This is a genomic window from Salinibacterium sp. NK8237, from assembly GCF_015864955.1.
In the GTDB taxonomy this organism is placed as follows: domain Bacteria; phylum Actinomycetota; class Actinomycetes; order Actinomycetales; family Microbacteriaceae; genus Rhodoglobus.
In genome coordinates, this window is record NZ_JADYWE010000001.1 from 1415329 (window position 1) to 1440371 (window position 25043).

Annotated in this window: 24 protein-coding genes and 3 tRNA genes; 11 read left to right on the top strand and 16 right to left on the bottom strand. The window is 58.9% G+C overall.

What is annotated here, in order from left to right; translation table 11 throughout:
• Positions 1-136: 136 nt before the first annotated feature.
• Positions 137-1381: a M23 family metallopeptidase gene (locus I6E56_RS06870; RefSeq protein ID WP_307842799.1), complete on the bottom strand. Its 1245-nt coding sequence runs from the start codon at positions 1379-1381 to the stop codon at positions 137-139.
• 219 nt (positions 1382-1600) lie between these two features.
• Between I6E56_RS06870 and I6E56_RS06875 the strand changes: the two genes are divergently transcribed.
• From I6E56_RS06875 to I6E56_RS06885, 3 genes are all read left to right on the top strand, one after another.
• Positions 1601-1676, top strand: a tRNA-Glu gene (locus I6E56_RS06875).
• Positions 1677-1700: 24 nt separating this feature from the next.
• Positions 1701-1774, top strand: a tRNA-Asp gene (locus tag I6E56_RS06880).
• Positions 1775-1852: 78 nt separating this feature from the next.
• Positions 1853-1925 (top strand) — tRNA-Phe (locus tag I6E56_RS06885).
• Positions 1926-2205: 280 nt separating this feature from the next.
• On the opposite strand, the gene I6E56_RS06890 is transcribed toward I6E56_RS06885, so the two are convergent.
• The 8 genes from I6E56_RS06890 to I6E56_RS06925 form a co-directional block, all read right to left on the bottom strand.
• The gene (locus I6E56_RS06890; protein WP_197136924.1) at positions 2206-3303 is read right to left on the bottom strand and encodes a sugar-binding protein; all 1098 of its coding nucleotides are present in this window, start codon (positions 3301-3303) and stop codon (positions 2206-2208) included.
• 47 nt (positions 3304-3350) lie between these two features.
• The gene (mmsB, locus tag I6E56_RS06895) at positions 3351-4697 is read right to left on the bottom strand and encodes a multiple monosaccharide ABC transporter permease (protein ID WP_197136925.1); all 1347 of its coding nucleotides are present in this window, start codon (positions 4695-4697) and stop codon (positions 3351-3353) included.
• Positions 4698-4699: 2 nt separating this feature from the next.
• Positions 4700-6217, bottom strand: coding sequence for a multiple monosaccharide ABC transporter ATP-binding protein (gene mmsA, locus I6E56_RS06900; protein ID WP_197138181.1), 1518 nt, complete (start codon positions 6215-6217; stop codon positions 4700-4702).
• Between the two features lie 146 nt (positions 6218-6363).
• Positions 6364-6615, bottom strand: a complete 252-nt coding sequence (locus tag I6E56_RS15315; RefSeq protein WP_197136926.1) for a hypothetical protein — start codon at positions 6613-6615, stop codon at positions 6364-6366.
• A gap of 48 nt (positions 6616-6663) precedes the next feature.
• Positions 6664-7527 carry an SIS domain-containing protein gene (locus I6E56_RS06910; RefSeq protein WP_197136928.1) on the bottom strand — a complete coding sequence of 288 codons (864 nt, stop codon included), beginning with the start codon at positions 7525-7527 and terminating at the stop codon, positions 6664-6666.
• A gap of 251 nt (positions 7528-7778) precedes the next feature.
• Positions 7779-8405 carry a glucose-6-phosphate isomerase family protein gene (locus tag I6E56_RS06915; protein WP_197136929.1) on the bottom strand — a complete coding sequence of 209 codons (627 nt, stop codon included), beginning with the start codon at positions 8403-8405 and terminating at the stop codon, positions 7779-7781.
• A 166-nt stretch (positions 8406-8571) separates the two neighbouring features.
• Positions 8572-9306, bottom strand: a complete 735-nt coding sequence (locus tag I6E56_RS06920; RefSeq protein WP_197136931.1) for a hypothetical protein — start codon at positions 9304-9306, stop codon at positions 8572-8574.
• Between the two features lie 151 nt (positions 9307-9457).
• The gene (locus I6E56_RS06925) at positions 9458-10111 is read right to left on the bottom strand and encodes a cysteine hydrolase family protein (RefSeq protein WP_197136933.1); all 654 of its coding nucleotides are present in this window, start codon (positions 10109-10111) and stop codon (positions 9458-9460) included.
• Positions 10112-10253: 142 nt separating this feature from the next.
• Here I6E56_RS06925 and I6E56_RS06930 point away from each other — a divergent pair, with 142 nt between their 5' ends.
• Positions 10254-11750 (top strand): MFS transporter, encoded by a 1497-nt coding sequence (locus I6E56_RS06930; protein ID WP_197136935.1) that lies wholly within the window; start codon positions 10254-10256, stop codon positions 11748-11750.
• Positions 11751-12054: 304 nt separating this feature from the next.
• Here I6E56_RS06930 and I6E56_RS06935 read toward each other — a convergent pair whose 3' ends face one another.
• From I6E56_RS06935 to I6E56_RS06955, 5 genes are read right to left on the bottom strand one after another with little or no spacing between them, the layout of a single operon-like run.
• Positions 12055-13644 (bottom strand): ABC transporter substrate-binding protein, encoded by a 1590-nt coding sequence (locus tag I6E56_RS06935; RefSeq protein ID WP_197136937.1) that lies wholly within the window; start codon positions 13642-13644, stop codon positions 12055-12057.
• A gap of 44 nt (positions 13645-13688) precedes the next feature.
• Entirely contained in the window at positions 13689-14447 is a 759-nt protein-coding gene (locus I6E56_RS06940) for an ABC transporter ATP-binding protein (RefSeq protein WP_197136938.1), read from the bottom strand.
• Positions 14444-15418 (bottom strand): ABC transporter ATP-binding protein, encoded by a 975-nt coding sequence (locus I6E56_RS06945; protein WP_197136940.1) that lies wholly within the window; start codon positions 15416-15418, stop codon positions 14444-14446. Before I6E56_RS06945 ends, I6E56_RS06940 begins: the two co-directional genes overlap by 4 nt.
• Positions 15415-16284, bottom strand: coding sequence for an ABC transporter permease (locus tag I6E56_RS06950; RefSeq protein ID WP_197136942.1), 870 nt, complete (start codon positions 16282-16284; stop codon positions 15415-15417). The genes I6E56_RS06945 and I6E56_RS06950 overlap by 4 nt, the downstream gene beginning before the upstream one ends.
• Before the next feature lie 32 nt (positions 16285-16316).
• On the bottom strand, positions 16317-17294 hold the full coding sequence (locus I6E56_RS06955) for an ABC transporter permease (protein ID WP_307783774.1): 978 nt from the start codon (positions 17292-17294) through the stop codon (positions 16317-16319).
• Between the two features lie 170 nt (positions 17295-17464).
• On the opposite strand from I6E56_RS06955, the gene I6E56_RS06960 reads away from it, so the two are divergent.
• The gene (locus I6E56_RS06960) at positions 17465-18049 is read left to right on the top strand and encodes a PadR family transcriptional regulator (protein ID WP_197136944.1); all 585 of its coding nucleotides are present in this window, start codon (positions 17465-17467) and stop codon (positions 18047-18049) included.
• Positions 18050-18066: 17 nt separating this feature from the next.
• On the opposite strand, the gene I6E56_RS06965 is transcribed toward I6E56_RS06960, so the two are convergent.
• Complete coding sequence (locus I6E56_RS06965) at positions 18067-18432, bottom strand: YciI family protein (protein WP_197136946.1); 366 nt, start codon at positions 18430-18432, stop codon at positions 18067-18069.
• Positions 18433-18498: 66 nt separating this feature from the next.
• A complete protein-coding gene (locus I6E56_RS06970) occupies positions 18499-19476 on the bottom strand; it encodes an ABC transporter substrate-binding protein (RefSeq protein ID WP_197136948.1) in 978 nt (325 codons plus the stop codon).
• A 288-nt stretch (positions 19477-19764) separates the two neighbouring features.
• Between I6E56_RS06970 and I6E56_RS06975 the strand changes: the two genes are divergently transcribed.
• From I6E56_RS06975 to I6E56_RS07000, 6 genes are all read left to right on the top strand, one after another.
• Positions 19765-20565: an ABC transporter permease gene (locus I6E56_RS06975; RefSeq protein WP_197136950.1), complete on the top strand. Its 801-nt coding sequence runs from the start codon at positions 19765-19767 to the stop codon at positions 20563-20565.
• Entirely contained in the window at positions 20562-21359 is a 798-nt protein-coding gene (locus I6E56_RS06980) for an ABC transporter permease (protein WP_197136952.1), read from the top strand. The genes I6E56_RS06975 and I6E56_RS06980 overlap by 4 nt, the downstream gene beginning before the upstream one ends.
• Positions 21352-22128 carry an ABC transporter ATP-binding protein gene (locus I6E56_RS06985; RefSeq protein ID WP_197136955.1) on the top strand — a complete coding sequence of 259 codons (777 nt, stop codon included), beginning with the start codon at positions 21352-21354 and terminating at the stop codon, positions 22126-22128. The genes I6E56_RS06980 and I6E56_RS06985 overlap by 8 nt, the downstream gene beginning before the upstream one ends.
• A 204-nt stretch (positions 22129-22332) precedes the next feature.
• The gene (locus I6E56_RS06990) at positions 22333-23283 is read left to right on the top strand and encodes a fumarylacetoacetate hydrolase family protein (RefSeq protein ID WP_197136957.1); all 951 of its coding nucleotides are present in this window, start codon (positions 22333-22335) and stop codon (positions 23281-23283) included.
• Positions 23280-24173: a VOC family protein gene (locus tag I6E56_RS06995; protein WP_197136959.1), complete on the top strand. Its 894-nt coding sequence runs from the start codon at positions 23280-23282 to the stop codon at positions 24171-24173. Before I6E56_RS06990 ends, I6E56_RS06995 begins: the two co-directional genes overlap by 4 nt.
• Positions 24170-25027, top strand: coding sequence for a VOC family protein (locus I6E56_RS07000; protein ID WP_197136960.1), 858 nt, complete (start codon positions 24170-24172; stop codon positions 25025-25027). Before I6E56_RS06995 ends, I6E56_RS07000 begins: the two co-directional genes overlap by 4 nt.
• The last annotated feature ends 16 nt before the right edge of the window (positions 25028-25043 follow it).

Below are 25043 nucleotides of genomic sequence, written 5' to 3' on the forward strand. Positions count from 1 at the left end.
TGTTGAGCGTGAACCAATGGCCATTAGTCACACGAATAACATTGACCACACTAACAACACGCGGCCCAAAAGTCTCAACCTTTTGTTGAATGCGCACTTCGCTAGGTTTTCCTCAGCGCGAGCGCGATCTCAGGCTTTAGCCGAGTTGGATGCCTTGACCCGCCATGAACGGCACCGGGTTCGTCGTATCCCAACTATTCGGGCGCACCTCAAAGTGAAGATGGCATCCGGTGGAATTTCCGGTCGAACCAACGCTGGCGATCTTCGTACCGACGGCCACACTCTGCCCAGAAGAGACCTCAATGCCGCCGTCGACGATGTGGCCATACGCGGTTCGCACACCGCCAGAGTGCTCGATGATGATGTAGTTTCCGTAGCCGCCATTCCAGCCATAGCCGGCATAGACAACGGTGCCGCTCGACGCAGCGTAAATGCCAGCGCCGCAACTGGCACCGATATCGGTTCCCTTATGGAAGCTGGAACCGTAATTCGAGCTATAGCCGTATACCGAAGTGATATATCCACCCGCGGGCCGCGCCCAGCCACTCAGGCTGATCTCACCAGCATCCAAGTTCGGAACCTGCGCCGCTGCCTCTGCAGCAGCGCGCGCAGCTTCGCGCTTGCGTACGCCCTCCAGATAGCTATCTTCCGTTGCCTCGCGAGCGGAAGTTAACGCGGCAAGCTGAGCGTCGAATTCGATCTTGCGCTCCTGCTGCTCGGCGAGAGCATCTTCGGCAGCCTGGGCCGCAGCTTGGGCCTCAACGAAAGCCGTTTCAGCGGCGATCTTGAGAACCTCAAGCTCCGCGCGAGCCACTTCGGCAGCATCGCTCAGTGACTGAGCAGTGTTGCGAGCCTGAACGGCACTCTCGAACAAAGCGGATGTCTGCTGCGAAATCTTCGACGACATCCCCAGGTTGTAGAGCAGCGCATCCGCGTCCTGCGAGTTGGCCAAAAGGCTCGTGGTTACGTCGCCTCCGCCGGCACGCACGAGCCGCGCAGCAAGCTCACCGATGCGCGTCTCAGCTTCATCGGACTCGGCGCTTGCGGCATCCGCTTGCTCTTGTAATGTCGCGGTCTGGGTGGCCTTGGCCTGGTACTTCGTGTCAGCCTCTTGCCAGATGTTGCCTTTTTCTTCAGCCTCTTTCTGGGCGGCTGCGGCGTCAGCCTCGAGCTGAACGAGTGCTGCCGTGATCCGCTCTACAACCTTTTCGGTTGCAGCCTCGTCATCGCGGGCTTCGGTGACGTCGCTCCAGGTGGGGTAATCATCGGCGAATGCCGCCTCGCTGGAACCGGCAACGACGCTCGCGCCAAGAACGAGGCTCAGCGCTGCAGCGAAGCCAATGACACGGAAAACTCGAGTGCGCAGAGTTCGTTGTGCCACGGCCTTCCGACTTGCCTGCATGACCATCGTTATTCCCCTCGGCACCAAAGTCTCAACCACTTACTGAACGTAGTATCTGGTGACGCAAAAGTCGGGTACATTTGAGCCTGTTGGAAAAAGCGTTTCGCGAGATACAAAATAGTTTGCTTCTCAGTTTGGTAAATTGCGAAACGCACCGTATGCTTTTCCCTCGGTAGCTAAGAAGTTCTGTGACTTCGAGGCCCCATCGTTTAGTGGCCTAGGACACCGCCCTTTCACGGCGGCAGCACGGGTTCGAATCCCGTTGGGGTCACCAGACACACACAGAATTTAATAGCTTGGCCCTGTAGCGCAGTTGGTTAGCGCGCCGCCCTGTCACGGCGGAGGTCGCCGGTTCAAGTCCGGTCAGGGTCGCAAACAGAATGCCTCTTCGAAAGGAGGGGCTTTTTCTGTAGTGGAGGGAAACCTTCACGAGTAGGAGGAAACTCTTACGGCTCTGTAGCTCAGTTGGTAGAGCGCACGACTGAAAATTGTGAGGTCACGGGATCGACGCCCGTCGGAGCCACTTGACCCTTTCCCGGGCTTCTACTGGGCGAGGGTCATTTTTTTGCCCTCTGTGCGCCTTCTCAAGCCCCACTCGACGGCGTTGCAACACCCGGAAAAGGTGTTCCTCCGGAGCGCGCTCTGAGCGACATGTACGCGCTTAAACACGTGTGCGATGCGCCAGCCACCACGACTGGCGCACCGCACACGGTCCATTGCCGCCTGCCTACACTCCTCAATTGCGCGTGTAGGCAAAGAGGGTGGACGGGATTCTTGAGCGAGCCCCGTTCACCCGCAGAGCGCTATTCGGTCAGCGGTGCAAGCGAAGGGTTCTCTGCATACACTTCAGCAGCGTTGTCCTTCGTCACGGCCACCGGTGCGAGCAGGTACGAGGGAACGACCTTTACGCCGTTGTCGTACGTCTCGGTGTCGTTGATCTCGGAGATCTCGTTTCCAGCCTGCAGTTCCGAGACCATGTCAATGACCGCTGCTACGAGGGCACGGGTGTCCTTGTAGACCGTCATGTACTGCTCACCGGCGACGATCGACTTGACCGACTCGACCTCGGAGTCTTGACCGGTCAGGATCGGCAGATCCTTTCCGGCACTACGAACAGACTCAAGGATGGCGCGAGCCAGAGTGTCGTTCGGGGAGAGAACTCCGTCAAGGTCGGTGCTCTGGTAGTAGCCGGCAAGGAGTGTGTCCATGCGGCTCTGGGCGTTCTGTGCAAGCCAGCCCTGAGTCGCGGTCTGAGCGAGCTCAGTCTCACCGGAGACTACGACGAGAGTTCCGTCGTCAATCTTTGGCTGGAGCACGCTCATGGCCCCGTTGAAGAAGACACCCGAGTTGTTGTCGTCAGGCGAACCAGAAAACAGTTCGACGTTGTAAGTCGACTTATCTGGGTACGTCGCCGCGAGACCCTCAAGCAGTGCTTCGCCCTGCAGCACGCCTACGGCGTACGGGTCAAACGAGATGTAGTAATCAACAGCGTCGGTGTTCAGGATGAGGCGGTCATACGCAATGACGGTGATTCCGGCGTCGCGGGCAGTCTCGACCTGGGCTGCGAGTTGAGCGCCATCCTTGGCGCCGATGACAATCACCTTCGCACCGTTGGTGATCATTGACGTGATCTGGTTTTGCTGTTCGGCCACCGTGTTGCTCGCAGGCGCGTACTGCACGTCAGGCGTGAAGCCGGCTTCGGTGAGGCCGTCGGTGAACAACTCGCCGGCAAGGACCCAGTTCTCCGACGTCTTGTCTGGCAGTGCGATACCGATTGATGAATCCGCGTCGAAACCAGCTCCAGCTTCGGTCGAACTAGTGTCGGAGCGAGCAGAGCAACCTGACATGGTCAGCGCTAATGCTGCAGCAAGGGCCATCGCCCCGATAGTGAGTTTCTTCATTGATCTCTCTTCTCTGGTGCATTACTTGGGGTGGAGGGTGGCGCGATTCAGTCCTCGCTATCAGAGGACTTCGGTCGCGCCTTTTCTCGTGACCCACCCGTGGGGGTGGGGGGCTTGGAGTCGCCGGAAAGGCCATCCGGCGACTTTCTGTTACGTGTCAGAAGACCGATAATCGACGGCTTTCCTTGGCGGTTGGAATAGACGTCGATTCCGACCGCGATCAGCAATACGAGGCCCTTGATCATCTGCACTCGATCGGCGCCGACTGAAAGGAGTTGGAGTCCGTTGTTGAGCACCGCAATGACCAAGCCGCCAATAATGGAGCCAACGATGGTGCCGATTCCACCGGATACCGCCGCGCCGCCAATAAAGACCGCGGCGATTGCGTCAAGTTCCCAGCCGACGCCATCACCAGGGCCGGACGCCACTGAGCGTGCGATCCACAGCATGCCCGCGATCGCGGCAATGATCGACATGTTGACCATGACAAAGAAGTTGACCCGGCGGATATTTACTCCAGAGAGCTCCGCAGCACGCCAGTTGCCGCCCAGCGCGTAGATATGCCGGCCAATCGTGGTGTTGTTGGTCAGGAACGAATAACCAAGCACCAACACCCCGAGGACCACACCGGCGATCGGATAGCTGGTTCCCACACGGCCGGTGGCGAAGAGCACCGTCGCAAAAACAACTACCGCGAGCAGCAACGAGACTTTCACTGCGGACACCCAGACTGGGGCGGGCGTCGCCCCCATCTTGCGCTGGGCACGACGCGCGGCGCGCTCCTGCCAGACGACAGCGACTGCGACGATCGCGCCAAGGAGAAGGGTTGGATTGGAAAAGCCGAAGTCGGGGCCGAAATCCGGAAGGAAACCGCCGCCGATGAAGGTAAATTCACGAGGCACTGGAATGGAAGTCGAATTGCCCACGAACTGGTTCGCCCCACGGAACAGCAACATACCCGCGAGCGTCACGATGAAGGCGGGCACCCCGACATAGGCGACCCACCATCCCTGCCACGCACCGACGAGGGCGCCAACAACGAGTCCCAGCACCATAGCCAGAGGCCACGGCAGATTGGTCACATACATAGATTGGGCCACGACGATGCCCACAAACGCGGCGACCGACCCGACCGACAGGTCGATATGGCCAGCGACGATCACCATCACCATGCCAACCGCGAGAACCAACACATAGGCGTTGCCGTTGATCAGATTGATGAGGTTGACCGGGTCGAGGGTCTTTCCGCCGGTCAGCACCTGGAACAGGACGATGATCACGATAAGGGCACCCAGGATGCCAAACTTTCGCCCACTCGACTGGTCACTGCCGAACATCTTGCTCAGGTCGCGGAACCGGAAGGGAGACTTAACAGGGGTATCTTTGTCGGTCATAGCTACGAGGCCTTCTTGATTGAGGAGGTCATGCTGCGCATGAGGGATTCAGGGTTTGCGTGCTCCGCCGTCATCTCGTTCGTGATGGCGCCTTCGAAGATCGTGTAGATGCGGTCGGAGACACCAAGGAGTTCGGGGAGTTCCGACGAGATCATGATGACGCCCTTGCCCGAAGCCGCGAGGTCTCGGATGATGCCGTAGATCTCAGTCTTAGCGCCGACATCGATACCTCGCGTGGGCTCGTCGAGAATCAACAGATCGGGGTCGGTGAACATCCATTTGGCTAAAACCACCTTCTGTTGGTTCCCGCCCGAAAGTTTGTTCACACCCTCGTTCACTGTCGGGGTTTTGATCCGGAGACTCTTGCGATAGCGCTCAGAGACTATGAACTCCTCGACCTTGTCGACAACGCTGAGCTTTGCGATTTTCGAAAGCTTGGCGGCAGTGACCGAAGTCTTGATGTCGTCAAGAAGGTTGAGGCCGAGAGCCTTGCGATCCTCACTGACGTAGGCGATTCCATTGTCGATAGCGTCACTCACGCTGCGGTTACGGATCTCCTTGCCATCCTTGAAAATCTGGCCGGCGAGGAACGTTCCATAAGAACGGCCAAAGAGGCTCATCGCGAGTTCGGTACGACCGGCGCCCATGAGCCCGGCAAACCCGACAACCTCCCCGCGTCGCACCGTGAAGCTCGTGTTCTTGACGACCAAGCGGTCGGCTGATTGCGGGTGTTGCACCGTCCAGTTCTTGACTTCGAAGAAGACTTCGCCGATCTCCGACGTGCGTTTCGGAAACCTATTCTCAAGCACACGGCCAACCATGCCGCGAATGATGCGATCCTCGTCCACTCCGTCGTGAGCCACGTCGAGCGTCTCGATCGCCCGGCCGTCCCTCAAGATCGTGATGGAATCAGCAACCGCTTCGATCTCGTTGAGCTTGTGCGAGATCATGATGCTTGTGATGCCGCGCCCCTTGAGTCCGCGCAGCAGATCTAGCAGATGCTGGGAATCGGTCTCGTTCAGGGCAGCAGTCGGTTCGTCCAGAATGAGCAGCTTTACGGACTTGTTGAGCGCCTTCGCGATTTCTACAAGCTGTTGTTTACCGACGCCGATGTCCTTGACGAGAGTATCGGGGTCGTCATCGAGGCCGACTCGCGCCAGCAACTGAGTTGCGCGCCGCTTCACTTCGACCCAGTCGATGGCACCCCACTTGGTGGGTTCATTGCCGAGGAAGATGTTCTCGGCGATCGAGAGAAGCGGGATAAGAGCGAGCTCCTGATGGATGATGACAATTCCGGCATCCTCGCTCTGTCGGATATTGCCGAATCGCACGACGGAGCCCTGATAGAGAATGTCCCCGTCGTAGCTACCGAACGGGTAGACGCCAGACAGAACCTTCATCAAGGTTGATTTGCCTGCGCCATTTTCTCCACAGATTGCATGGATTTCGCCAACGTGGACTTCGAGCGAAACACCCTCAAGCGCCTTGACCCCCGGAAATTCCTTGGTGATGGAACGCATCTGGAGGATCGTCGGGGCGTCTTCGGCGCTCACTTCGCCACCTCACATTGCCCTGCGAGGCGAAAGCCCTGTTCTACAAATTCCACGATGGCTCCTTTGCCATAGAAAGTAGTGGTGTTACAAGAAAGTTCAGTTCAGAGGGTGATCTAGGTTGGTTTGAGCGGCACTCGAGCAGCCACGATGGTCGGATCACTAAGCACCTTGCCCTGAGCCATCGGAGACCACGCTTCGGTGGCGATGTCATGAGCGGTGTCGATGTGACGGTAGCCCAGCTCGAGCGCAGCGAGGGTGGCCCCTTTCGCCTCCTTCGGCTCAACGTGAAACACGCCGAACCCGAGGCTCGGGATCGTGATTCCGTTGTTCAGCACGACGCCTGGAACAGGGGAAGAAGTGTGCATGGCTGAACACTACATTAAGAAAAGTAGTAAGACTACCTTTTGATTCGTTTAACTGAGAGAGCCTCTGAACTGCGCGAGGCCTTCCTTCATGCGGGTGAGGCGATCCATGTGCTTCTGCCCGCGACGAAGCGTGACGGCCGTCGCCAAGATGTCGACGACGACGAGTCCAGCCAAACGGCTGACCGTCGGTGTGTAGACATCGGTGTCCTCGATAGTGCGAACGATGATCGGAATTTCGCAATATTCCAGCAACGGGCTCGCGTTGCCCGAGATGCCAATGACACACGCCCCGTTGGCTTGGGCAAGCGCGGCTACCTGCACGATCGACGACGTTCGGCCCGTGTTGGAGATGGCGATGACAACATCGCCCGGCTTACTCATCGCCGCTGCGATGAACTGCTGATGAGGATCGACCGGCGCCGAGGTCGGCATGCCGAACAACGCGAACTTCTGTTCGGCATCCTGGGCGATGATCGCGGACGCGCCCAGCCCCAGCAATTTTAGGGACGTACCGGCCACAATCGCATCGACAGCCCTAGCAATCTGGACAGGATCAAGATGTCTCCGCGCGCGATCAAGGCTGCTAATCGTGTGATCAAACACTTTGGTGGAAATCTGCTCGAGAGTATCGTCGCGACCAATTGTCGAGAGGGTTGCCGGGATGCCAAGGGCCAGCGTCTGCGCAAGCGACATTTTGAATTGTTGGAATCCCCCGAACCCCAAACTCGTGCAGAACCTCATCACAGTGGGTTCGCTCACCCCAGCGGAACTTGCCACACTCGCCATCGTGGCGTTCATGACAAAGTTGGGATCGTCAGCGACTAGCTCGGCAACCTTGCGCTCTGACTTGCGCATGCCGGCCATGGCCTCGCTGAGGCGTTCCAACAGTGACGCTGATTGGTTGTGATCCATACGCTCTCGCTAACTTCGCCTGAGGGCTAAACCCTCAGCATATCGAGCATGATGCTCACAGCATGTTGCATCGCGCGTTGCTGAGCACGCTGGAACTAGGCGCGTAGAACGTTGGCCGAGGCGTCGGGGTGAGGGTTTCGGCAGTGATAGTGGTGTTCACGCTCCTGCTTTCTCGGTCGAGCTGGTCGTGTGAGACACGTCGCTAGCTGCTTGTCGTGACTAGCGAGGAGCACGGTGACCTCAGGAATGCTTCAGGAGCGCAAATCGGTCTCGTCGTAGCCGGTGTGCTTCGGGTTTTCCACAGCTCGCCATCCTTGCTCCGACTCATCCGCAACAATCAGTTGTTTCATTCCGCCGGCGCGCGAGATTACAGCGTAATTTTGTCCGGCGTCGGCGGCATAGCTGAACAGCGTGATGAAGGGTTCGTCGCCGACATTGACGCTCCGGTGCAGCCATCCGCCAGGGACATTGACTGCTTGGCCAGGCGTGAGTTCGATCGCTTTGCTTTGTCCGTCGAGGGTGTCGAGCAGCATGACACCCCGCCCGGACAGACAGTAGTAGAGCTCTGCCCTGTTTGCCTTCGCGTGCAAGTGTCCGCGCGTTATCGAGAACTCGTCGCCATAGCGTCCGGGGAGGAGCTTGCTCGTTCCGACAATCAACGCCCCAGGCCCATCTTGATACTTGTGCTCATCCACCGAGTAAACGAGAAGGTCAGCGCCGAGGGCATCGACTTGAGCAACCCACGATTCGTTGTCGGCGTAGACGTCTTGCATGTCGCCGAGGTGCTTTTCGTAGCGCCTTGTTGCCCCGACGATCGCACCAGTTGGAAAAATCTCCAGCAGAACCGGCTGATCGACAGCGATGTCGGAACCTGTCATCGTTACTCCCTTTGTAGTAAAACTACCGTAGCATCACATTTCGATGAAAGCGCCGTCAAAATTTCGGCGATATTTACTTTCCAACGCGCCGATTATCGCGATCCGTGTAGTGCCGCTAGTGAAGCGTTGGGAGTCTTGATCATTTTGCAGCCGAACCGCTGCCGCCTTAGGGCGCATCCGCGACTGTGCGAAACAGGATCGTGTTGTCTTGCGTAAGGCTCGTTCCCCAAATGAGTTCTGCTGAGGAATCCCAGGAGACCTCGTCGTAGCCATCCTTGGGGCTGACCTCGGCTGCGCTGAAAACACCCGCGGAGGTCCAGGAGCTGGAATCGAAGTCAGTCGCGAACCAGTCGTCCGCGACATCCGTCACCTCAAAGGTGCACGCAGTGTCAGGGTCAGCGGCGTTCTCGCAGCTGGTGTCGAGCGGTGCGCGTTGAATGACGAGCGACTCCCACGAACCGTCGGTCGCCGCCACAACGCTGCCAGAGGCATCCGTCACTTGGGCAATCAGGCCACCGTCGCCCATCTGCTGATTGGCGAGACCGATGTACTCGATACCGGAGTCCGTCTCCTTGAAGTCTTTCGCCTCAATCGCGATCGTCAACGGATAGCTTGCCGTGAACGTGAACGTCTCCTTGTTGAAGGACCGCTCGGTAGTGATCGGAACCGAGTCTTCGCCAACGAGCTCACCATTCACATACATCTCAAACCAGTTATCGGCCCAGACATCGGCGGTGAACTCTTGCAGCTCTGCGGTGGCTTCGGAGGCTTCAGCCGTTTCTGTTGTTGCCGAAGGAGTGATTTCGGCGGCGGGCACCTCACCGCTTGCACACGCAGAGAGCGCAAGAACGCAGGCTGCGAAGGTAGCGGCGATGGTGAGCGAACGAGAAGTGTTGCGCATGACGACATCCAAACATCGGAGGGTGGATCTTCGACGCTATGAGGGTTGTCTATGGACGGGCTGAATCGCCGAGCGCCAACCGGTGCGGCACCCTGCCTTGCGCCCGACACGCAAGACAGAGCACCCGTTGCCAGCGAGCGAGACTCCGTGACTAGTTCTCTGCCCGACGGCCGTAGTGGGGAGTTGTGAATGCGCGATCCCACGGCGCACCAGGAGCCATCAGCTCTCGCCACGGAGCAACCTCGACATACAAGACCCTCATCGCATCAAGCGCGTTGTAATGCAGCGACTCTCCGTCGGTCGAAACCGCATCCTCGGGCACGGCGATTTCGAAGTTTTTCATCATGCCCGTGCGCGAAGTTGTTTCGATACAGACGTTAGTTTGCAAGCCCGCGACCACAAGGCGACGAACATCCAGATTGCGCAAAATTGTGTCGAGGTCAGTCTGGAAGAAGGCATCCCAGCGGTGCTTCTCAATAACAATGTCTCCGGGCTGCGGCGCGACGACATCGAGAATTTGTGAAGACCAATCGCTGGGGTCGAACCCGGGGCCCTCTTCGGCATCCGCGAGCTTCGCCTGGAGACGGCGGATGCTGGGAGTTGTGTCCGCTCCATCGGCACGGCTCACTTGGCGCGTGTAAATGATCGGGATGCCCTTCGATCGCGCATCAGCGAGCAACGCTGCACACTCGGCAACTACCGCATCAAAGTTCCAGATCGGAGGCCACCCGTAGGCATCGCGCCGATCTTGCTCTAGGTACATGTTTTGCATGTCAATCATCACAACAGCTGTTCGGTCGCTCACAGTGGCTCTCGCTCTCTACTCATCTTTAGTGTGGAAACGTACTCCAATACTGTTGTACAGTATCGGTGTTTCCTTTGTGTTTCCGCCTGCACTCGATTTCACTCCTATCGGACATCGATGCTGCCACCAACGAAAGGCTCTCGTGACCGCTGGCAACCCCGCCGCCACCCAGCTGCGCGCTCCGCATCGTTGGGCTACATTCGCGGTCCTCGCCGCGACAGCGGCCCTCACTATCCTCGATGTGTCAAAAGTCGGGGTCGCGCTGCCCGCAATTCAAGAGTCGACCGGCGGTTCGGGCTCCACTATTCAAGTCATGGTGGTGGGCTACACGCTCGCATATGCTGTGCTGTTGTTGCCCGCCGGAAGAGTTGGTGACGTTCTTCCGCGCAAAGCGATATTCCTCGTCGGTGGATTCATGTTCCTCGGCGCTAGCGTTATTTGCGCGCTTGCTCCCGATATCGCGTGGCTGATAGGTGGGCGCCTGTTTCAAGGAGCAGGAGCGGGCATCCTGATGCCGCAGGTGCTCGGGCTTATTCAACGAATCTTTCCGCCGGAAGAGCGCTCGCGCCCATTAGCGGCGTTAGCAGCAACGATCGCGGCTACCGCGCTATTCGGTCCCGTTATCGCGGGCGTCATCATGGAACTCGTTGGCGGCCCTGAGGCTTGGCGAGCGCTGTTCTGGCTCAATGTGGTCATCGGAATCATCGTGCTGCCGATTGCGATCTTTGTAATCCGGGAACCACAAGGCGAGAAACGTCGGGGATTCGACGCTGTGGGAGTCATGCTCTTGACCCCAGCCGTCATTCTGCTCGCTGGGCCCCTGAGCACCGTGTCTACCGACTCGCCCGCATCGTGGCTGACGCTAGCGCTGACCCTCCTCGGAGCAGTCTTCGCGATCGCGTTTGTGCTCTATGAGCGGTACCGAGCCCGCAAAGGACGTCAAGCGCTCGTGGACCCCCTACTCTTCGGCTTCCGCCATCTCACGGTGGGAGTAATCATCGCGGGATTCATGCACGCCGCAGCCACGGCGGGCACTCTCATCATCACGATCGGCCTCCAGCAAGAAGCCGGCCAGACGGCACTTCAGACGGCACTCTGGATGCTCCCTGCTGCGATCGCGACCATCATAGGTTCGTGGATTGCTGGCAGACTCCCCCAACGCTCCACCTATCGCCTCATCGCGATCGGGACGGGGATGGGAGCCCTCTCGCTCGCGGGAATCGCGATCGCCTTTGGTGTCGCTCCCGTCACAGCGCTGCCGTGGATCGTCAGCGCCATCTTGGTCACCAACTCGTTTGGCAATGCCCTTGCCGGCCCAGCAAACCAGGCACGGACACTGGTAGAAGTCCCCGATTACCGAGCAAGCGTCGCCGGATCATTGATTCAGTTCTCTCAACGCTTTGGCTCCGCACTTGGTATCGCCTTCGCCCTCATCCTCTACTACGGCTATGAGAACGTTTCCACGCTAGCGGGCCAACCGACACTGGGCCCAACGCTCGCGATCGCTCTCACCTCGGTCTTCCTGCTCATCGCGGCGATCCTTGCACTCATGGATCGCGCACGCAGCCGCAGAGCGGCACCAGCGACGGACCCTGAGCTTCGCGAGTCGACCGCGGTGCCCGTGGTCGCACCCAGCTAGCCAATGAACGAGACCAGACTTCGGGATGCCCGGCGCGCTGAGGTCGCTGCGACTCACGGCGCTCAGCACGCGGGAGGGGCTGCGCGCACACACTGAGTGGTGAAGTAGGCAACCCAGCGAAGCATGGATCGCCGGCCGCAGCCGCAAGCCGCATCCGACTCCAGCGCGTGCTAAAACTCCATCTGCGAAACGGGGCGCTGCGCACGGAGGTCCGCTGCCCCGCAGAACAGAATGTGCAGCCTCGCGGGCGCGCGAAAGACCGGCCCCGCTGTTAAGCGGGACCGGTCCTCGTTGAGCTAGACCGCTAGCCGGCCATCGATACGTTGGTGAATTCGATCCACCAGCTCTTAGGCTGCTCGTAGCCCTCGACGTCGGCGGACATTGCGCGCGGTGCGGTGTCGTTAGCAACGAACAGCCACGCGGCGTCCTCGGTGACGAGATGCCCGACCTCTGTCAGAAGCGCACCACGCTCTTCTTCGTCGGTCGTCACGATCGCCTGCGCGTAGAGCGCATCGGCTTCTTCATTGCAGTAGCTAAAGAAGTTGCCGTCGCAGCCGAACCAGAAGCCGTTCCAGCTCGAGGGCTGTTCGAGGCTAAACGCCTGGTTTGCCGCGTTCCAACCAGTGTCACCCTCACCCAACTGACCGTACATTCCCGAGAAGTCAACCGGGTCAAGTGTGACCCGAATATCTACCTCGGCCAGCTGCGCCTGCAGTGCTTCATTCATCGACTTAGCCTGCATCGAACCAGAGCCAGCCGTGATGTAGCCCACCGTGATGTCAACACCATCGGCGTACCCTGCTTCAGCCAGAAGTTCGCTCGCTAGCTCAGGGTCGTAGCCGTAGATGTCGTCAGCTTCGTCGTAGTAGAGGCTCGCCGGAGCGAACATCTGATACGCAGGCGAAGCTGTGTCGTGCAGCAAGTCGCTCGCGATTGCCTCGCGGTCAATCGCATAGTTCATAGCTTGACGAACACGGATGTCGTCCAACGGAGCCTCCTGGGTCATCAACTGCCATGACCACTCCCAGTCGAACGCATTGCCTGCGGTTACAAATCCCGCTTCCTCAAGGCTTGCGAAGTCATCGGGTTGCGCAGACTCGATCCAGTCGACTCGTCCCGAGCGCAGCGCTGCCGTACGCGCTGACGCGTCAGGAATTAGTTCGACCGTCAGCCGGTCGAGCTTTGCGACATCGCCCCAATAGTCGTCGTTGCGAACGAACGAGATCGACTGGTTCTCTTCGAGGGAATCGAAGACGAATGGACCAGTTCCGACCGGGTCTTTCGCCTGGCCTTCAGCGCCGAACTCTTCTAGCGATGCTGGGCTCGCGAAGTAGACGTTGTAGAGGTCAGCAAGGAAGAAAGCGAAAGGTTCGTTGAGATGGAAAACAACCGTCATGTCGTCGACCTTTTCGGTCGACTCAATGAAGTTCAGCACTGAGTAGTAGGTCACCAATACCGGGTCGTAATTCGGGTCAGTCTCATCCATGTAGCGAGTGAGGTTATAGAGCAGCGCGTCAGCATCCCACGCCGTTCCATCGTGGAAGGTCACGTCCTCCTGAAGGTGGATGGTGTAGTCGAGGTCGTTCTCCGCGATCTCCCATGACGCCGCCAAAGCCGGAGCGACGCCAGCAGGGGCGTTGGGGTCGGAAACGTCTCGCTTGGTGAGCCCCTCGTAGATCAGGTTTCCGATCAGTCGCTGCCCCTCATAGCCGGCGGTGGTGATGGCGCCGGTATCAAGGCTGGGGAAGGATGCCATCTGCGAACCGATGACGAGTTCTTGCTCGGCTGTGTCTCCGCTGTCGCTACCGGCACAGCCGGTCAGGACGAGTGCTGTAGACACAACCGCGGCTGCGATCGCTGTGAGGCGCCGCGTGCGGGTGTTTGTGAAATGCATGTCTCTCCTTGTGTCGTAGGGGTGTGCGCGTTTCTTTTCATCGATCAGATGGCCTCCGCGCTATGCCTCGCGTCCAGAAGCACCCGGGTGTACGGGTCTTTCGGATCGTCCAACACAGCGCGAGTCGGCCCCGACTCGACGACTTCACCGCGGTTCAGTACGAGCACGTCGTCACTGATGTGCTCGATGACCGCGAGGTCATGGCTGATGAAGAAGAGCGCAACACCAAGATCGCTTTGCAGCTCCGCGAAAGTGTTGAGCACCTGCGCCTGAACGGACTTGTCCAGCGCGGACACTGCCTCGTCAGCAACGATCACCTCTGGGTTATTGGCGATCGCGCGCGCAATCGCAATCCGTTGCGCCTGACCGCCAGATAACTCGTGCGGATAAGCGTGCAGGTAGTCGGCAGTGAGGGACACACGCGCCAACAGCTCAACGCAACGCGCGGCCCATTCGCGGGAGGGAATCCCTTGGGCCCGTAGTTGAAAAGCGAGCGACTGCTGCACCGTCATTGTGGGGTTGAGGGCGTGCCTCGGATCCTGCGGAACCAGTTGAATTCGTCGGCGTGCCATACGCAGCTGGCGCTCACTCATCGAGAACAGGTCATCGTCACCGAGGGTAACGACCCCGGCATCCGGAGCCATGAGCCGCATCACAATTCTGCCAAGAGTCGACTTTCCGCTGCCTGATTCGCCTACGACACCGAGCGTGCGCCCACGCTCGAGACTGAAGGACACTCGGTCGAGTGCGGTAAACGCGCCAAAATGTTTCACGATGCCATCTGCGGCGAGAACGGAACTCATGCTGTTACCTCCTGAGGAGCTGAAGCCACGGCATGGCCGGGTTCGACATCACGCAACGAACCCCAGTCCCGCCTCATCCGCACCTCGTCTGGTACGACCGCGAGTTCGCCCCGCGGGGTGTTAGCCGAAGGTTCGGCCGCGAGCAGTGCACGCGTGTACTCGTGCTGCGCGTTGTGAAGTACTTGATGCGCGAAGCCCAGCTCGACAATGCGACCGCCGAGCATGACGGCAACGCGGTCGTGCGGCTTCGAAGCAATGAGGGCTGCGATACCAATGTCGTGAGTGATGAACAAGATTGCCGTCTCCATGCGCACACGCAAGTCGTCGAGGAGTCGCACCACTTGAACGCCGACGGAGGCATCGAGCGCGCTCGACGGCTCATCCGCGATGATCAACTCCGGTTCGCAGCAGATCGCGATCGCGATCGCGACTCGTTGACGCATGCCACCAGAGATTTCGTGGGGGTAGTTATGCAAAACTCGTTCGGGGTCAGCGATGTGCACGAGCTCGAGCAGCTCCGTTGCTCGAACAAGAGCTGCGGCACGATTGGGAGCCTTACCGTGTTGCAACAGTGTCTCGGTTATCTGGCCGCCGATTCTCCGCATCGGATCGAGCGAAGAGTTTGGGTCTTGCGGCACCATTCCGATTCTGTCGCCGTGAAGTCGGCGAAGAGCTCGGCGATCCGCGCTCAGAAGCTCGACACCATCGAACTCGACCGTTCCCTCGACCTTTGCCGCGGGATGAGCCATCCCTGTAATAGTGCGAGCGAACACCGTCTTGCCACTGCCGGATTCGCCGAGGAGAACCGTGACTTGAGAACGCTCGAGGCCGAGGCCGATCGAATCGACGACAGTGTTCCAGCCGCCGCGAGGTGAACGAAACGAGACGGAGACGTTCGAGGCGTCGAGCGTCAACGGTGTTTGGACATCGAGTCGCCCTCCCGATGCTGCGGTTGTGGTGCCTAGGCTCATGACTCTTGCCCCCGTCCGGAGATGGCATCTCGAAAGCCATCTCCGACGAGCGGAAAGAGCATCGAGAGCGCGATGATTACGACAACCGGTGCGAGCGCCAGCCCGGGGTCGCTATAAATGGCAGCCTGCATTTCTTGAAGGATGGATCCCAGCTCCGGTTCTGGGGAGGGAACCCCAAGCCCAATGAACCCAAGCCCACCCGCAATGGCGATGTTGGCTCCCACAAGTGAGGTCGAGAATGCCAGAACGGCCGGGAGCGCAACCGGAACGATCTGTCGCCCCAGGATCGAAGGAAGTCCTGCACCGCTGGCCCGCGCCACGGTTACAAAGTCGAGTTCGCGGATTCGTGTCACTTCGGTCTCAGCGATTCGAGCGACGGGTGCGATCCAGACAAGCGTCAGAGCGAGGATGAGCGTTCCCAGACCGACGCCAAGGGTGATGGCGAGAAGAAGCGAAAGCAGCACGCCGGGGAACGCAAACATGACATCGACGGCGCGCATCAGGATGGTGTTGGTTACCTTGCCCGCGAGTCCCGCAATAGTGCCGATAATCAGGCCGAGCGTCGTGGCGATCACGATGGGCACGACCCCGGCAATCAGAGAGGTGCGCGTTCCGTACACTAGGCGACTGAGCATGTCGCGACCTTGGCTATCCGTTCCAAGGATGTGACCGTCGCTGAAGAACGGCAGCAGTCGATCGGCGAGCGAACCGCTCAGCGGGTCAGCAATTGGCAAGACCGGCGCAAGAGCCACTATCAGCCCCACGCTGGCCACCAATGCGAGAGCAACCTGGCTCCTCAGCGGCAGCCGAGAAAGAAGCGCCCGGCGCTGGAACCGCGGGCTTGCGGTCTTCGAGGGTGTTGCCATGGTGGCTTTCCTTCCAATGACGGGAAATTTGGTCATGCTCGACCCACTCGGATTCGGGGATCAAGCAGTGCGTTGAGAATGTCGGCGAGGAGCAGCACAACTACGAATACGACCGCAATGAGAAGAGCGACCGCTTGCACCAGGGTGTAATCGCGCAAGCTAACGGACTGCACTACGAGGGCACCGAGGCCGGGAATGCTGAAGATGTTCTCGACGAATAGAGCGCCACCGAGCATCGAGCCAACTTGGATTCCCAACACGGTGATCATGGGCGGCAGTGCGTTGTGATGCGCATGCACCGCGAGTCGCCAGGGGGAAAGCCCTCGAGCGCGAAGTGCGGGGAGGAGCTCTGTCGATTGAAGGGTGGCGATCGACGTCTTCAACGAGCGTGCCATTTGCGCTCCGGGGGCGAGCGCCAATGCTGTGGCGGGGAGCACGAGATGTGCGGCGACATCGAAGAAGCCGCCATCGCCGCGAGAACTTATGCCACCGGCAGGGAAGAGAGGAAGCAGCACTGCGAATGCAAGCAGCAGGAGTAACGCAACGGTGTACTGCGGTGCCGACAAGAAGAATGCCTCGACCCAGTCAATCACTCGACGCACCCAGCGGATGGATGACGTGGCGAGATTGCCCATGACGAGAGCAAGGACGACGGCGATCAGCGTTGCGGCTGCTCCGAGCATCGCAGTGTTTTCGAGTGCTGGCCCCACAATATCTGCGACGGGTCGGCCCTGACTGTAGGAGTACCCCAGATCGCCCGTAACGAGACGGCCTAGCCAGCCGAAGAACTGCACCAGTATCGATTGGTCTAAGCCCATGACGATACGCAGCTCGGCGCGCTCCTCAGGAGTGCTGTCAGTTCCAAGGATCGTGAGCGCCGGGTCACCCGGTATTGCTCGGATTGCGAAAAACACTACGGCCGCTACGAAAAACGCAGTGAGAACCGTCAAGAGCAGTCGTGCTCCAACGAACCGGAGAAACCGGTTATGTGCCAAATTCTTGTACTCCACAATTGGAATTAGACCGTACTTCTATTTCGGAAGTGTTACAGCGGCATTAACCCCAAAACTTGATCCCAAAGGTATAGTTCAAGAAAGGAGCATTCCGGCAAGCATCGGCGCTTGACGAGCGACTGCCTAATGACCTAAATTGACGATGGCTCGAATCAAAGGAGGCCCTCTTGGCCCTGAGACACGCAATTTTGTCCGCCCTCTCACGTGGCGTTCCCCGCACCGGCTACGACCTGAACACAAGCTTCGCCGACGACGTCGATCGCGCGTGGCACGCGAGCCCTTCACAGGTGTACTCCGAACTGACAAAGATGGAATCCTCTGGACTCATCGACATCAGCGAACGCAACGAGCGAGGCCGCACGAGCTACGTCATCAACGAAAACGGAATAGAGGAGCTTCGACGCTGGCTACTCCATGACGAGCCAGATCACGGTATCCGCGACGATGCGATGATGCGCTTGGTCACGCTGTGGGTTCTTGACGACACGAATGCCGGCTATCTCATTGATGCCGAAATCTCATTCCAGCGACGCAGACAACTCAGCCTCAAGCACATGCTTGATTCGTGGGACGAAGTTCGCGAAGACACTCGCGTCTGGCGCAATCGTCACGCCATGCACTGGCTGTGGCTGCACCAAACACAAGAGATGCTGACCTGGCTCGAAGGCTTCCGCCGAGTCTTAGAGAACCCGGAGCTCTCGGTGCGCGACGTCTTTGCCCAATACGACGTGCCTTCCGAGACGGCATCCTAGGACCTAAGGCGCAAAGTCTATTCGACGATAAAAGTGGAATCAGAAAAGCGAACCTTGATACCCATCGAGCCTTCAACCAGAATCCACCTGCGAATCTCAAACGTTCGCAGCCCTGCGGCCGCTAGCGGGTCGGCAGCAGCAAGGGCCTCTGCTTCCTCGCGCGATGCAACACGGAGGATCGTCAACCCCGCGCCAACATCTGGGCCTTCTGGCGCAAACAATGGGCCAGATCCAAAGACTTTGTTTGCGCGTTCGAGATCAAGGATGTAGCCGAGGTGTTCTGGGATTGACTCGCGGAGTTGTTCTGATGCGACGGTAGAAGTCCACTGCACAATCCAAAGTTCCACTTTGGCAGACTGCGCGATTGGAGAGGTTTCTGACATCTCTGTTGTCCTTTCACAATGAGAAAGCGGCCGGGGAACTAGATGCCCCGACCGCTCCGCATTGATTTACTGAGTGAGTAAGAGCGTGTCCAAATCAACAGTGTTTTCGATGACATCGTTCGCCAACATGATCTCTTCGTATGCTTCGAAAGCAGCGGGATCGAGTGTCACCGTATAGTCCGGCAGCCGGATGTCTGCCGCGACTTCGGCGGTCAACGATGTGTAGGTCGGAAGGATCGCTCGCACGGCATCATCATTCTCAGCAGCGAAGACACTGGACTCAGCGAGCGCCCGTTGGAAGCAGCCCACCACGTCGGGGTTCGCACTGGCATATTCCTGCGACGCTATCCAGACCGCAGCGACCCCACCATCTCCCGCAGCAGTGTTAGTCGGCAAGACTTCGGTGTAGCCGCTGTCCAACGCGCTGAGCAGGAAGCCATCGCTGACAGCAGCTGCGTCAACTTGGCCCCGGTCAATAGCCTCAAGCATTGCGGAGTAGGCAACTTCGGAAACTGTCACAGTGCTGGGGTCGATACCCAAAAACTCCAGAGACTGCAGTAGCGAGATATGCGGCAACTGGTAGAGAGAGTCGACGGCGATCGTCTTTCCGACAAGATCTTCAGGGTCCACGATCCCGGTGTCGCTGCCGGTCACCACCGAGATGTTCGATGGTGTGCCTGCAGCAGGTAGTCCGGCCGCCGCTCCGACCACCACGACGGGCAGTCCGTTGGACGATGTCGCGATCACGGCGGGTGCACTGGTGAAAGCGAATTGAGACTCGCCACTCACTACTGAGGCCTGCAAGGAAGCCGCAGGCGTTTCGACCAGAGTGATGTCTAACCCCTCGTCAGCGAAAAAGCCTTGGTCAATCCCCAGCACTACGGATGCTGCGCTTCCGACGGGGAGATATCCGATCGTGAGCGATGCTTCGCAAGAGTCGCCTGAGGCTGCTGTGGTGCTGGAATCTTCGGTTGCGGCGCTTGCGCAGCCACCGAGAGCGCTGACCGCGAGGAGAGCTGCCGCGCCGGCCGCTATATGCCGCAAAGACGGGCGTGGACGTAAAAGTTGAGAGTGCTGTGTCGAGTACAAGTGATCAAACTCCTTTGTCTGAAGATCGCGAGATGTCGCATATTGCATCGACACCGGATGCGACCATTCTCTACAGACTATTGAAGATTGTCAACACACTTCGCAGCTCCCCACCTCATAGATTGAGCCGATTTCAGGGAAACTTCCTCAGGACTCACTGGTCAACCTGTATAGATTTTGCTACTGTGTGGGCATGCCGCAATCCCGCGGAGTGATAATGACGTCACACAAGAGGGGCCACCCGTGAACCGAATCTCCGTCGCTCGACACGAGACGACAATTCTCGTCGCCAAGGGCGTCGCTGGGATCGTGATCGCGGTTACTATTTGGGAACTTTTACGAACCCTCAACGTCATCCCCGCATCGATCGTGCCTCCAACGCTGGACGTCGTCAGTACCGCGGTGCGCGAGTTCGCGGCGGGCGACCTTACTGCGGCTTTCATCGAGACGCTCTCTGCATGGTCGGCCGGGTTGTTGGTCACCATCCTGATAGCTGTTCCTTTGGGCGTCATCGTCGGACTTTCGCGGTGGGCGGACGCAGCGACCTCGATTTCCTTCGACCTCATCCGCCCCATCCCTGCTGTCGCGCTCGTGCCCGTTGCGGTCGTGTTGCTTGGCTTAGGTCAAGAAATGCAGGTCGCGCTCGTGGTACTTGCCGCCGTATGGCCGCTGCTTTACAACACGCGCTATGGAGTGCGCAATGTAGACAGAACCCACCTCGATGCAGCACGCGTATCTGGCGTCAATGGATGGCCGCTCATCGCGAGAGTCGTGTTGCCGAGTGCGCTACCTTCCATGTTCACGGGGCTTCGGCTCTCGGCTGGAATTGCGCTAATAGTGACGGTCGTGACCGAACTCGTGGCGTCCGGGACAGGTCTGGGAAGGTACATCAGCATTAGTCAGCAGGCAGGCCTCAACTCGGAAGCCATGGCGGGAGTCCTCGTAGCCGCGCTATTGGGGCTGACCATCAGCGGCCTCGTCGGCCTCATTGAGAAACGCGCCCTCCGTTGGCATCACGGACTATCGAAAGCAGCCTCGGAATGACCAAACGCAGTAACTCCCCGTTGGACCGACCTGGTGTGCGAATTGGAGTGGGACTTCTCGCGGTCGCAGTTCTCCTGCTTGCCTGGGAAATAATAGGGTCCTCCAACGCGATTCCGTTTCTTGTTCCCTTTTCTGCAGCGGTCAGCTCCGCGTTTTCTCTCGTGACCGGACCAGAGCTGCTCGAGGATGTACTGCCCTCGGCAGCTCGAGCGGCATCCGGCTTCGCTATCGGTTCAGCACTTGGTGTACTCGTCGGGATTCCGCTCGGCCGCGTCAAAGGCCTCGACCCCTGGTTTCGCCCCAGCCTCGAGTTCCTCAGGAACACTCCGCTGCCGGCACTTCTCCCCATTGCCTTTGTGGCTTTTGGAGCGACCGACGAGACTCGAATTGGGCTCATCGCCATCGGTGCGTTGTGGCCAGTGCTGCTCAATGCGATCGATGGCGCTCGAGCCGTTGACGGCCGCTTGCTCGACGCAGCACGAGTAGTCGGCGTGCCGCAATGGAGGATACTAATCCGCGTCGTCCTACCCGCCGCGGCCCCGCAAATTTTCGCCGGGTTGCGCATTGCTCTGGGAATTGCACTGGTCATGATGGTCGTTAGCGAGTTGATCTCCTCAACCAGCGGACTCGGCTACTTGGTGCTCCAGGCTCAACGATCCTTTGCTCTGCCGCAAATGTACGCCGGTGTACTTCTTCTCGGAGTCATCGGTGGAATTTTCACCCTAATTTTCGCCGTAATAGAGCGGCGTGCACTTCGCTGGTACGCCGGCCAGAAAGGACTGAACGATGCTTGAAACCAAGCCTGCACTTCTTGAGGTTCGCCACATCACCAAGACCTACCGCACTCGCACTGGCGACACCCTTGCCATCGGCGATGTGAATTTCGAAGCGCATGAAGGTGAGTTTGTGGTGATCGTAGGCCCGTCGGGCTGCGGCAAAACCACTTTGCTCCGATGCCTGACTGGACTCGACACGCCCACCGGCGGCGAGGTGCGATTCGACGGCAGCCCTGTTGATCGACCGAGAGAAGGCGTGGGCGTTGTATTTCAGGAATATACACGCAGCCTATTCCCCTGGCTTTCGGTAGCGGCGAACGTGGGCTTTGGTCTCTCGGGGATGCCACGAAAGGAACGGGAGGAGCGCGTTGCAGATGCCCTGCGCCACGTAGGACTCGTCGAGTTTGCCGACAGCTACTCGTGGCAGTTGTCCGGAGGGATGCAACAACGAGTTGCTATTGCTCGCGCAATCGCTTCACGGCCGAAGTTCCTCCTCATGGACGAGCCGTTCGCTTCTGTTGATGCCCAAACTCGCGGACAACTTGAGTCACTCGTGCTGGACCTCTGGAAGGAATTCAAGTGGACAGTCGTCTTGGTGACGCACGACATCGACGAAGCGATCTTTTTGGCAGATCGGGTACTGGTGCTTTCCACGCGGCCGAGTCACATCGTCGAGGAAATCCAGATCGACTTAGAGCGACCCCGCACCCATTTAGGAACGAAGAGTCAGCCCGAGTTTCATTCTCACCGCAAACGTGTCAACGAATTGATAGGCGTCATGCACTAAGAATGCCCCCTTCTCCGCTTTCTCTATAGAGCTATCAACGGCCAGCGGCCAATGCGCCGCCATCTGCTTTTAGACGCGCGCCAAAATCGGCCAGAAACCGGACTATTTACTCTTCGATCATTAAATGTTTGATCCCTTGCCAATTTTCTCTATAGACTGAGACGGTCGGTGAGGACACCCACCACCGCAAAGTGAAAGGGAACCATGTCTACATCCAGCACGCTGGAACCGGCGTCACCGCACGCTGAACCAATCGCTTACCGCTTAGCGGCCGGCGTCATCAATGGCGCGCACCGCGTCGTAATTGTCGTAGGCGCCTCCGCCTACGTGCTCAACGATTTTGTCGACGAAGAAGAAGTACCCGCCGCGCTCCCCACTATCCTCGCCGAGTGGCAGCGGTGGCGACCGATCGCAGCTGCTGCCGCCCAGAGAGTTATGGCTTCCCCCAAGGCACCTGCCGAAGTCGAGCGCTGGCTGGCACCGGTTCAACCGGACAAGCTTCTCTGCATTGGCACGAACTACCACGACCACCTTCGCGAGATGGGCACCCCTAATGTGCCCACTGTTCCCTATTCATTCCTGAAACCCGCCGCCACCGGCATCGTTGCCACGAACTCGAAGGTTTCGCTCCCTGCTCGCAGCACTATGGTCGACTGGGAAGCGGAGCTGGCCGTTGTCATCGGGCACACGCCAGAACCAAACGATCCCGACATCATGGCCAGCATCTCCGGATACATCGTGCTCAACGATCTCTCAGCGCGCGACTGGATCATCGGAAAGCCTGAGGTCGGCATCGACTGGGTCATGATGAAGGGCTACGACGGGTTCTCACCGATCGGTCCGTACTTCACCCCTAGCGAGTTCGTCGCAAATCCACAGGACCTCTGGATCAAGTGCTGGGTGAATGGTGAGCTAAAGCAAGACTCGAACACTTCAGAAATGGTATTCGGAGTCGAAACGATTCTCCGACATGCCTCAGGAATAATGACCCTCAACTCTGGTGATGTCATTGCCACAGGCACCCCAGCGGGGGTGGGCTTCGGTGCTCGCCCTCAACAATTTCTCAAACACGGTGACACTGTCTCCGTCGAAATTCAAGGGCTCGGCCGACTCGAGACCCACATGGTTGACCTACAAGAAGGAGCAAACCGATGACAAGCCCACTGAGTCGCCTCTCTCACGTCGCACTCCGCACGCCCGACGTCGAACGTATGCGCAGTTACTACACTGACGTGATCGGCCTCTCCTCCTACGACGATGCTGATGGCACTGTCTATCTCGCCAGCGGCGGGCTTGGCCCGGCGCTCGAACTCAAGCCGGCGGCGGAGGCGGGCGTAGACCATGTGGCTTTCGACCTGACCGAGTCTCGCGAGGAAGAGCTTCTTACTCGCCTCGCACATCAACACATCGATGTCGCGACAAAGACAGATGCTGAGCCCGGCATCCTTCGAGTGCACGACATTGTGGATGTTGAGGGAAACAAGATCCAGCTCGCCATCTTGGACAGCACTCGTGAGGCCGCTGAACTTTCACAAGTAGGAATCGCACCGCAGAAGATTGGTCACGTCGCGACCCGTACGGTCAGCGCGGAGAACGTCGTAGGTTTTTACGAATCAGCGCTCGACTTTCGTTGGTCCGACTGGATGGGCGATTTTTTCGCGTTCATGCGCTGCAACGCCGATCACCACACCGTGAATTTTGTGAATGCTTCGAGCCCTGGCCAGATGCATCACTTCGCTTTCGAGCTCAAAGATGCCAGTGAGGTGGTTGCGGCGTGTGATGCTCTCGCAGTACGCGATATCCCCATGATCTGGGGGCCAGGACGCCACGGTATTGGCCACAATCTGTTCACCTACCATTCTGACCCGGACGGCAACGTTGTCGAGCTATTCACTGACCTCGATCGCATCGTCTCCGAGGATCTCGGCTATTTCGAACCTCGGCCGTGGCATCAGGATCGACCTCAGTATCCGAAACGCTGGACCCCCGGTTCTGGCGCCGCAAATATGTGGGGTTACGCGGGACCGGAAGGATTCCTCTCGTGAGTGCTTCACCATCACTGAACCGCACGCTGCTATCGCACGTGGCACTCACCACGCCCGATGTTGAGGGCATGGCCGCGTTCTACAACAGGCACATGGGCCTCCAGCAGGTCGTCGACCTTGGCTCCCCCCATCATGCGTTTCTCGGCTACGGGCAGGGACATCACGCCCTCGAGCTCATCGAGGGCCCTGTAGGGCTTCACCACATTGCATTTGAGGTCGGCGACGAGGGCGGACATGAAGCACTCGCCGACCGCCAAAGGGCACGAGGCATCAACGTTCGCGAGCTCGGCGATGAAGCGGGAACACTCGAAGTTGCCGACCCCGACGGGAACTTGGTGCGACTCCACGGGCCGATCTCCCGCTCAGGCGAACACACAGCCGATCCTGGCCGTCGCCCGCTGCGTATTCAACACGCAACGTTCTCTACGCACAACATGGAACCGATGGTCGAGTTCTACGTCGGCCTCGGGTTCCGCGTGAGTGACCGGATGGGTGAGGTGTTCACTTGGTTGCGCTCCACCGTCGATCACCACTCGATCGCAATAGTCAAGGGACCGACGAGCAGCGGGCTCGATCACTACTCGTGGGATCTCGCGGAGTGGGAGGACTTCAAGTCGTGGTCGGATCGACTTACCGACAACGGCGTCCAGATCCAATGGGGGCCTGGTCGCCATGGGCCCGGCGGAAACCTCTTCCTATTCTTTGATGATCCCGATGGGAATCACATCGAGCTTTCGGCTGAGATGGAGCGCTTCTTTGACGACCGCGCGGACTACCAGCCCCGTGTATGGGAACCGGGAGCAACAACCGTCAACCTCTGGGGCGGGCAAGTCCCGAGTTGGCGGGCGGTCTGATTATGAGATTCGCTTC

Coding starts and splice junctions, on each gene's coding strand:
- I6E56_RS06990 (WP_197136957.1), top strand. CDS start 22,333: ATGTCTACATCCAGCACGCTGGAACCGGCGTCACCGCACGCTGAACCA.
- I6E56_RS06910 (WP_197136928.1), bottom strand. CDS start 7,527: ATGGATCACAACCAATCAGCGTCACTGTTGGAACGCCTCAGCGAGGCC.
- I6E56_RS06945 (WP_197136940.1), bottom strand. CDS start 15,418: ATGAGCCTAGGCACCACAACCGCAGCATCGGGAGGGCGACTCGATGTC.
- I6E56_RS06915 (WP_197136929.1), bottom strand. CDS start 8,405: ATGACAGGTTCCGACATCGCTGTCGATCAGCCGGTTCTGCTGGAGATT.
- I6E56_RS06985 (WP_197136955.1), top strand. CDS start 21,352: ATGCTTGAAACCAAGCCTGCACTTCTTGAGGTTCGCCACATCACCAAG.
- I6E56_RS06965 (WP_197136946.1), bottom strand. CDS start 18,432: ATGTCAGAAACCTCTCCAATCGCGCAGTCTGCCAAAGTGGAACTTTGG.
- mmsA (WP_197138181.1), bottom strand. CDS start 6,217: ATGCGTTCCATCACCAAGGAATTTCCGGGGGTCAAGGCGCTTGAGGGT.
- I6E56_RS06920 (WP_197136931.1), bottom strand. CDS start 9,306: ATGCGCAACACTTCTCGTTCGCTCACCATCGCCGCTACCTTCGCAGCC.
- I6E56_RS06890 (WP_197136924.1), bottom strand. CDS start 3,303: ATGAAGAAACTCACTATCGGGGCGATGGCCCTTGCTGCAGCATTAGCG.
- I6E56_RS06995 (WP_197136959.1), top strand. CDS start 23,280: ATGACAAGCCCACTGAGTCGCCTCTCTCACGTCGCACTCCGCACGCCC.
- I6E56_RS15315 (WP_197136926.1), bottom strand. CDS start 6,615: ATGCACACTTCTTCCCCTGTTCCAGGCGTCGTGCTGAACAACGGAATC.
- I6E56_RS06935 (WP_197136937.1), bottom strand. CDS start 13,644: ATGCATTTCACAAACACCCGCACGCGGCGCCTCACAGCGATCGCAGCC.
- I6E56_RS06940 (WP_197136938.1), bottom strand. CDS start 14,447: ATGAGTTCCGTTCTCGCCGCAGATGGCATCGTGAAACATTTTGGCGCG.
- I6E56_RS06950 (WP_197136942.1), bottom strand. CDS start 16,284: ATGGCAACACCCTCGAAGACCGCAAGCCCGCGGTTCCAGCGCCGGGCG.
- mmsB (WP_197136925.1), bottom strand. CDS start 4,697: ATGACCGACAAAGATACCCCTGTTAAGTCTCCCTTCCGGTTCCGCGAC.
- I6E56_RS06980 (WP_197136952.1), top strand. CDS start 20,562: ATGACCAAACGCAGTAACTCCCCGTTGGACCGACCTGGTGTGCGAATT.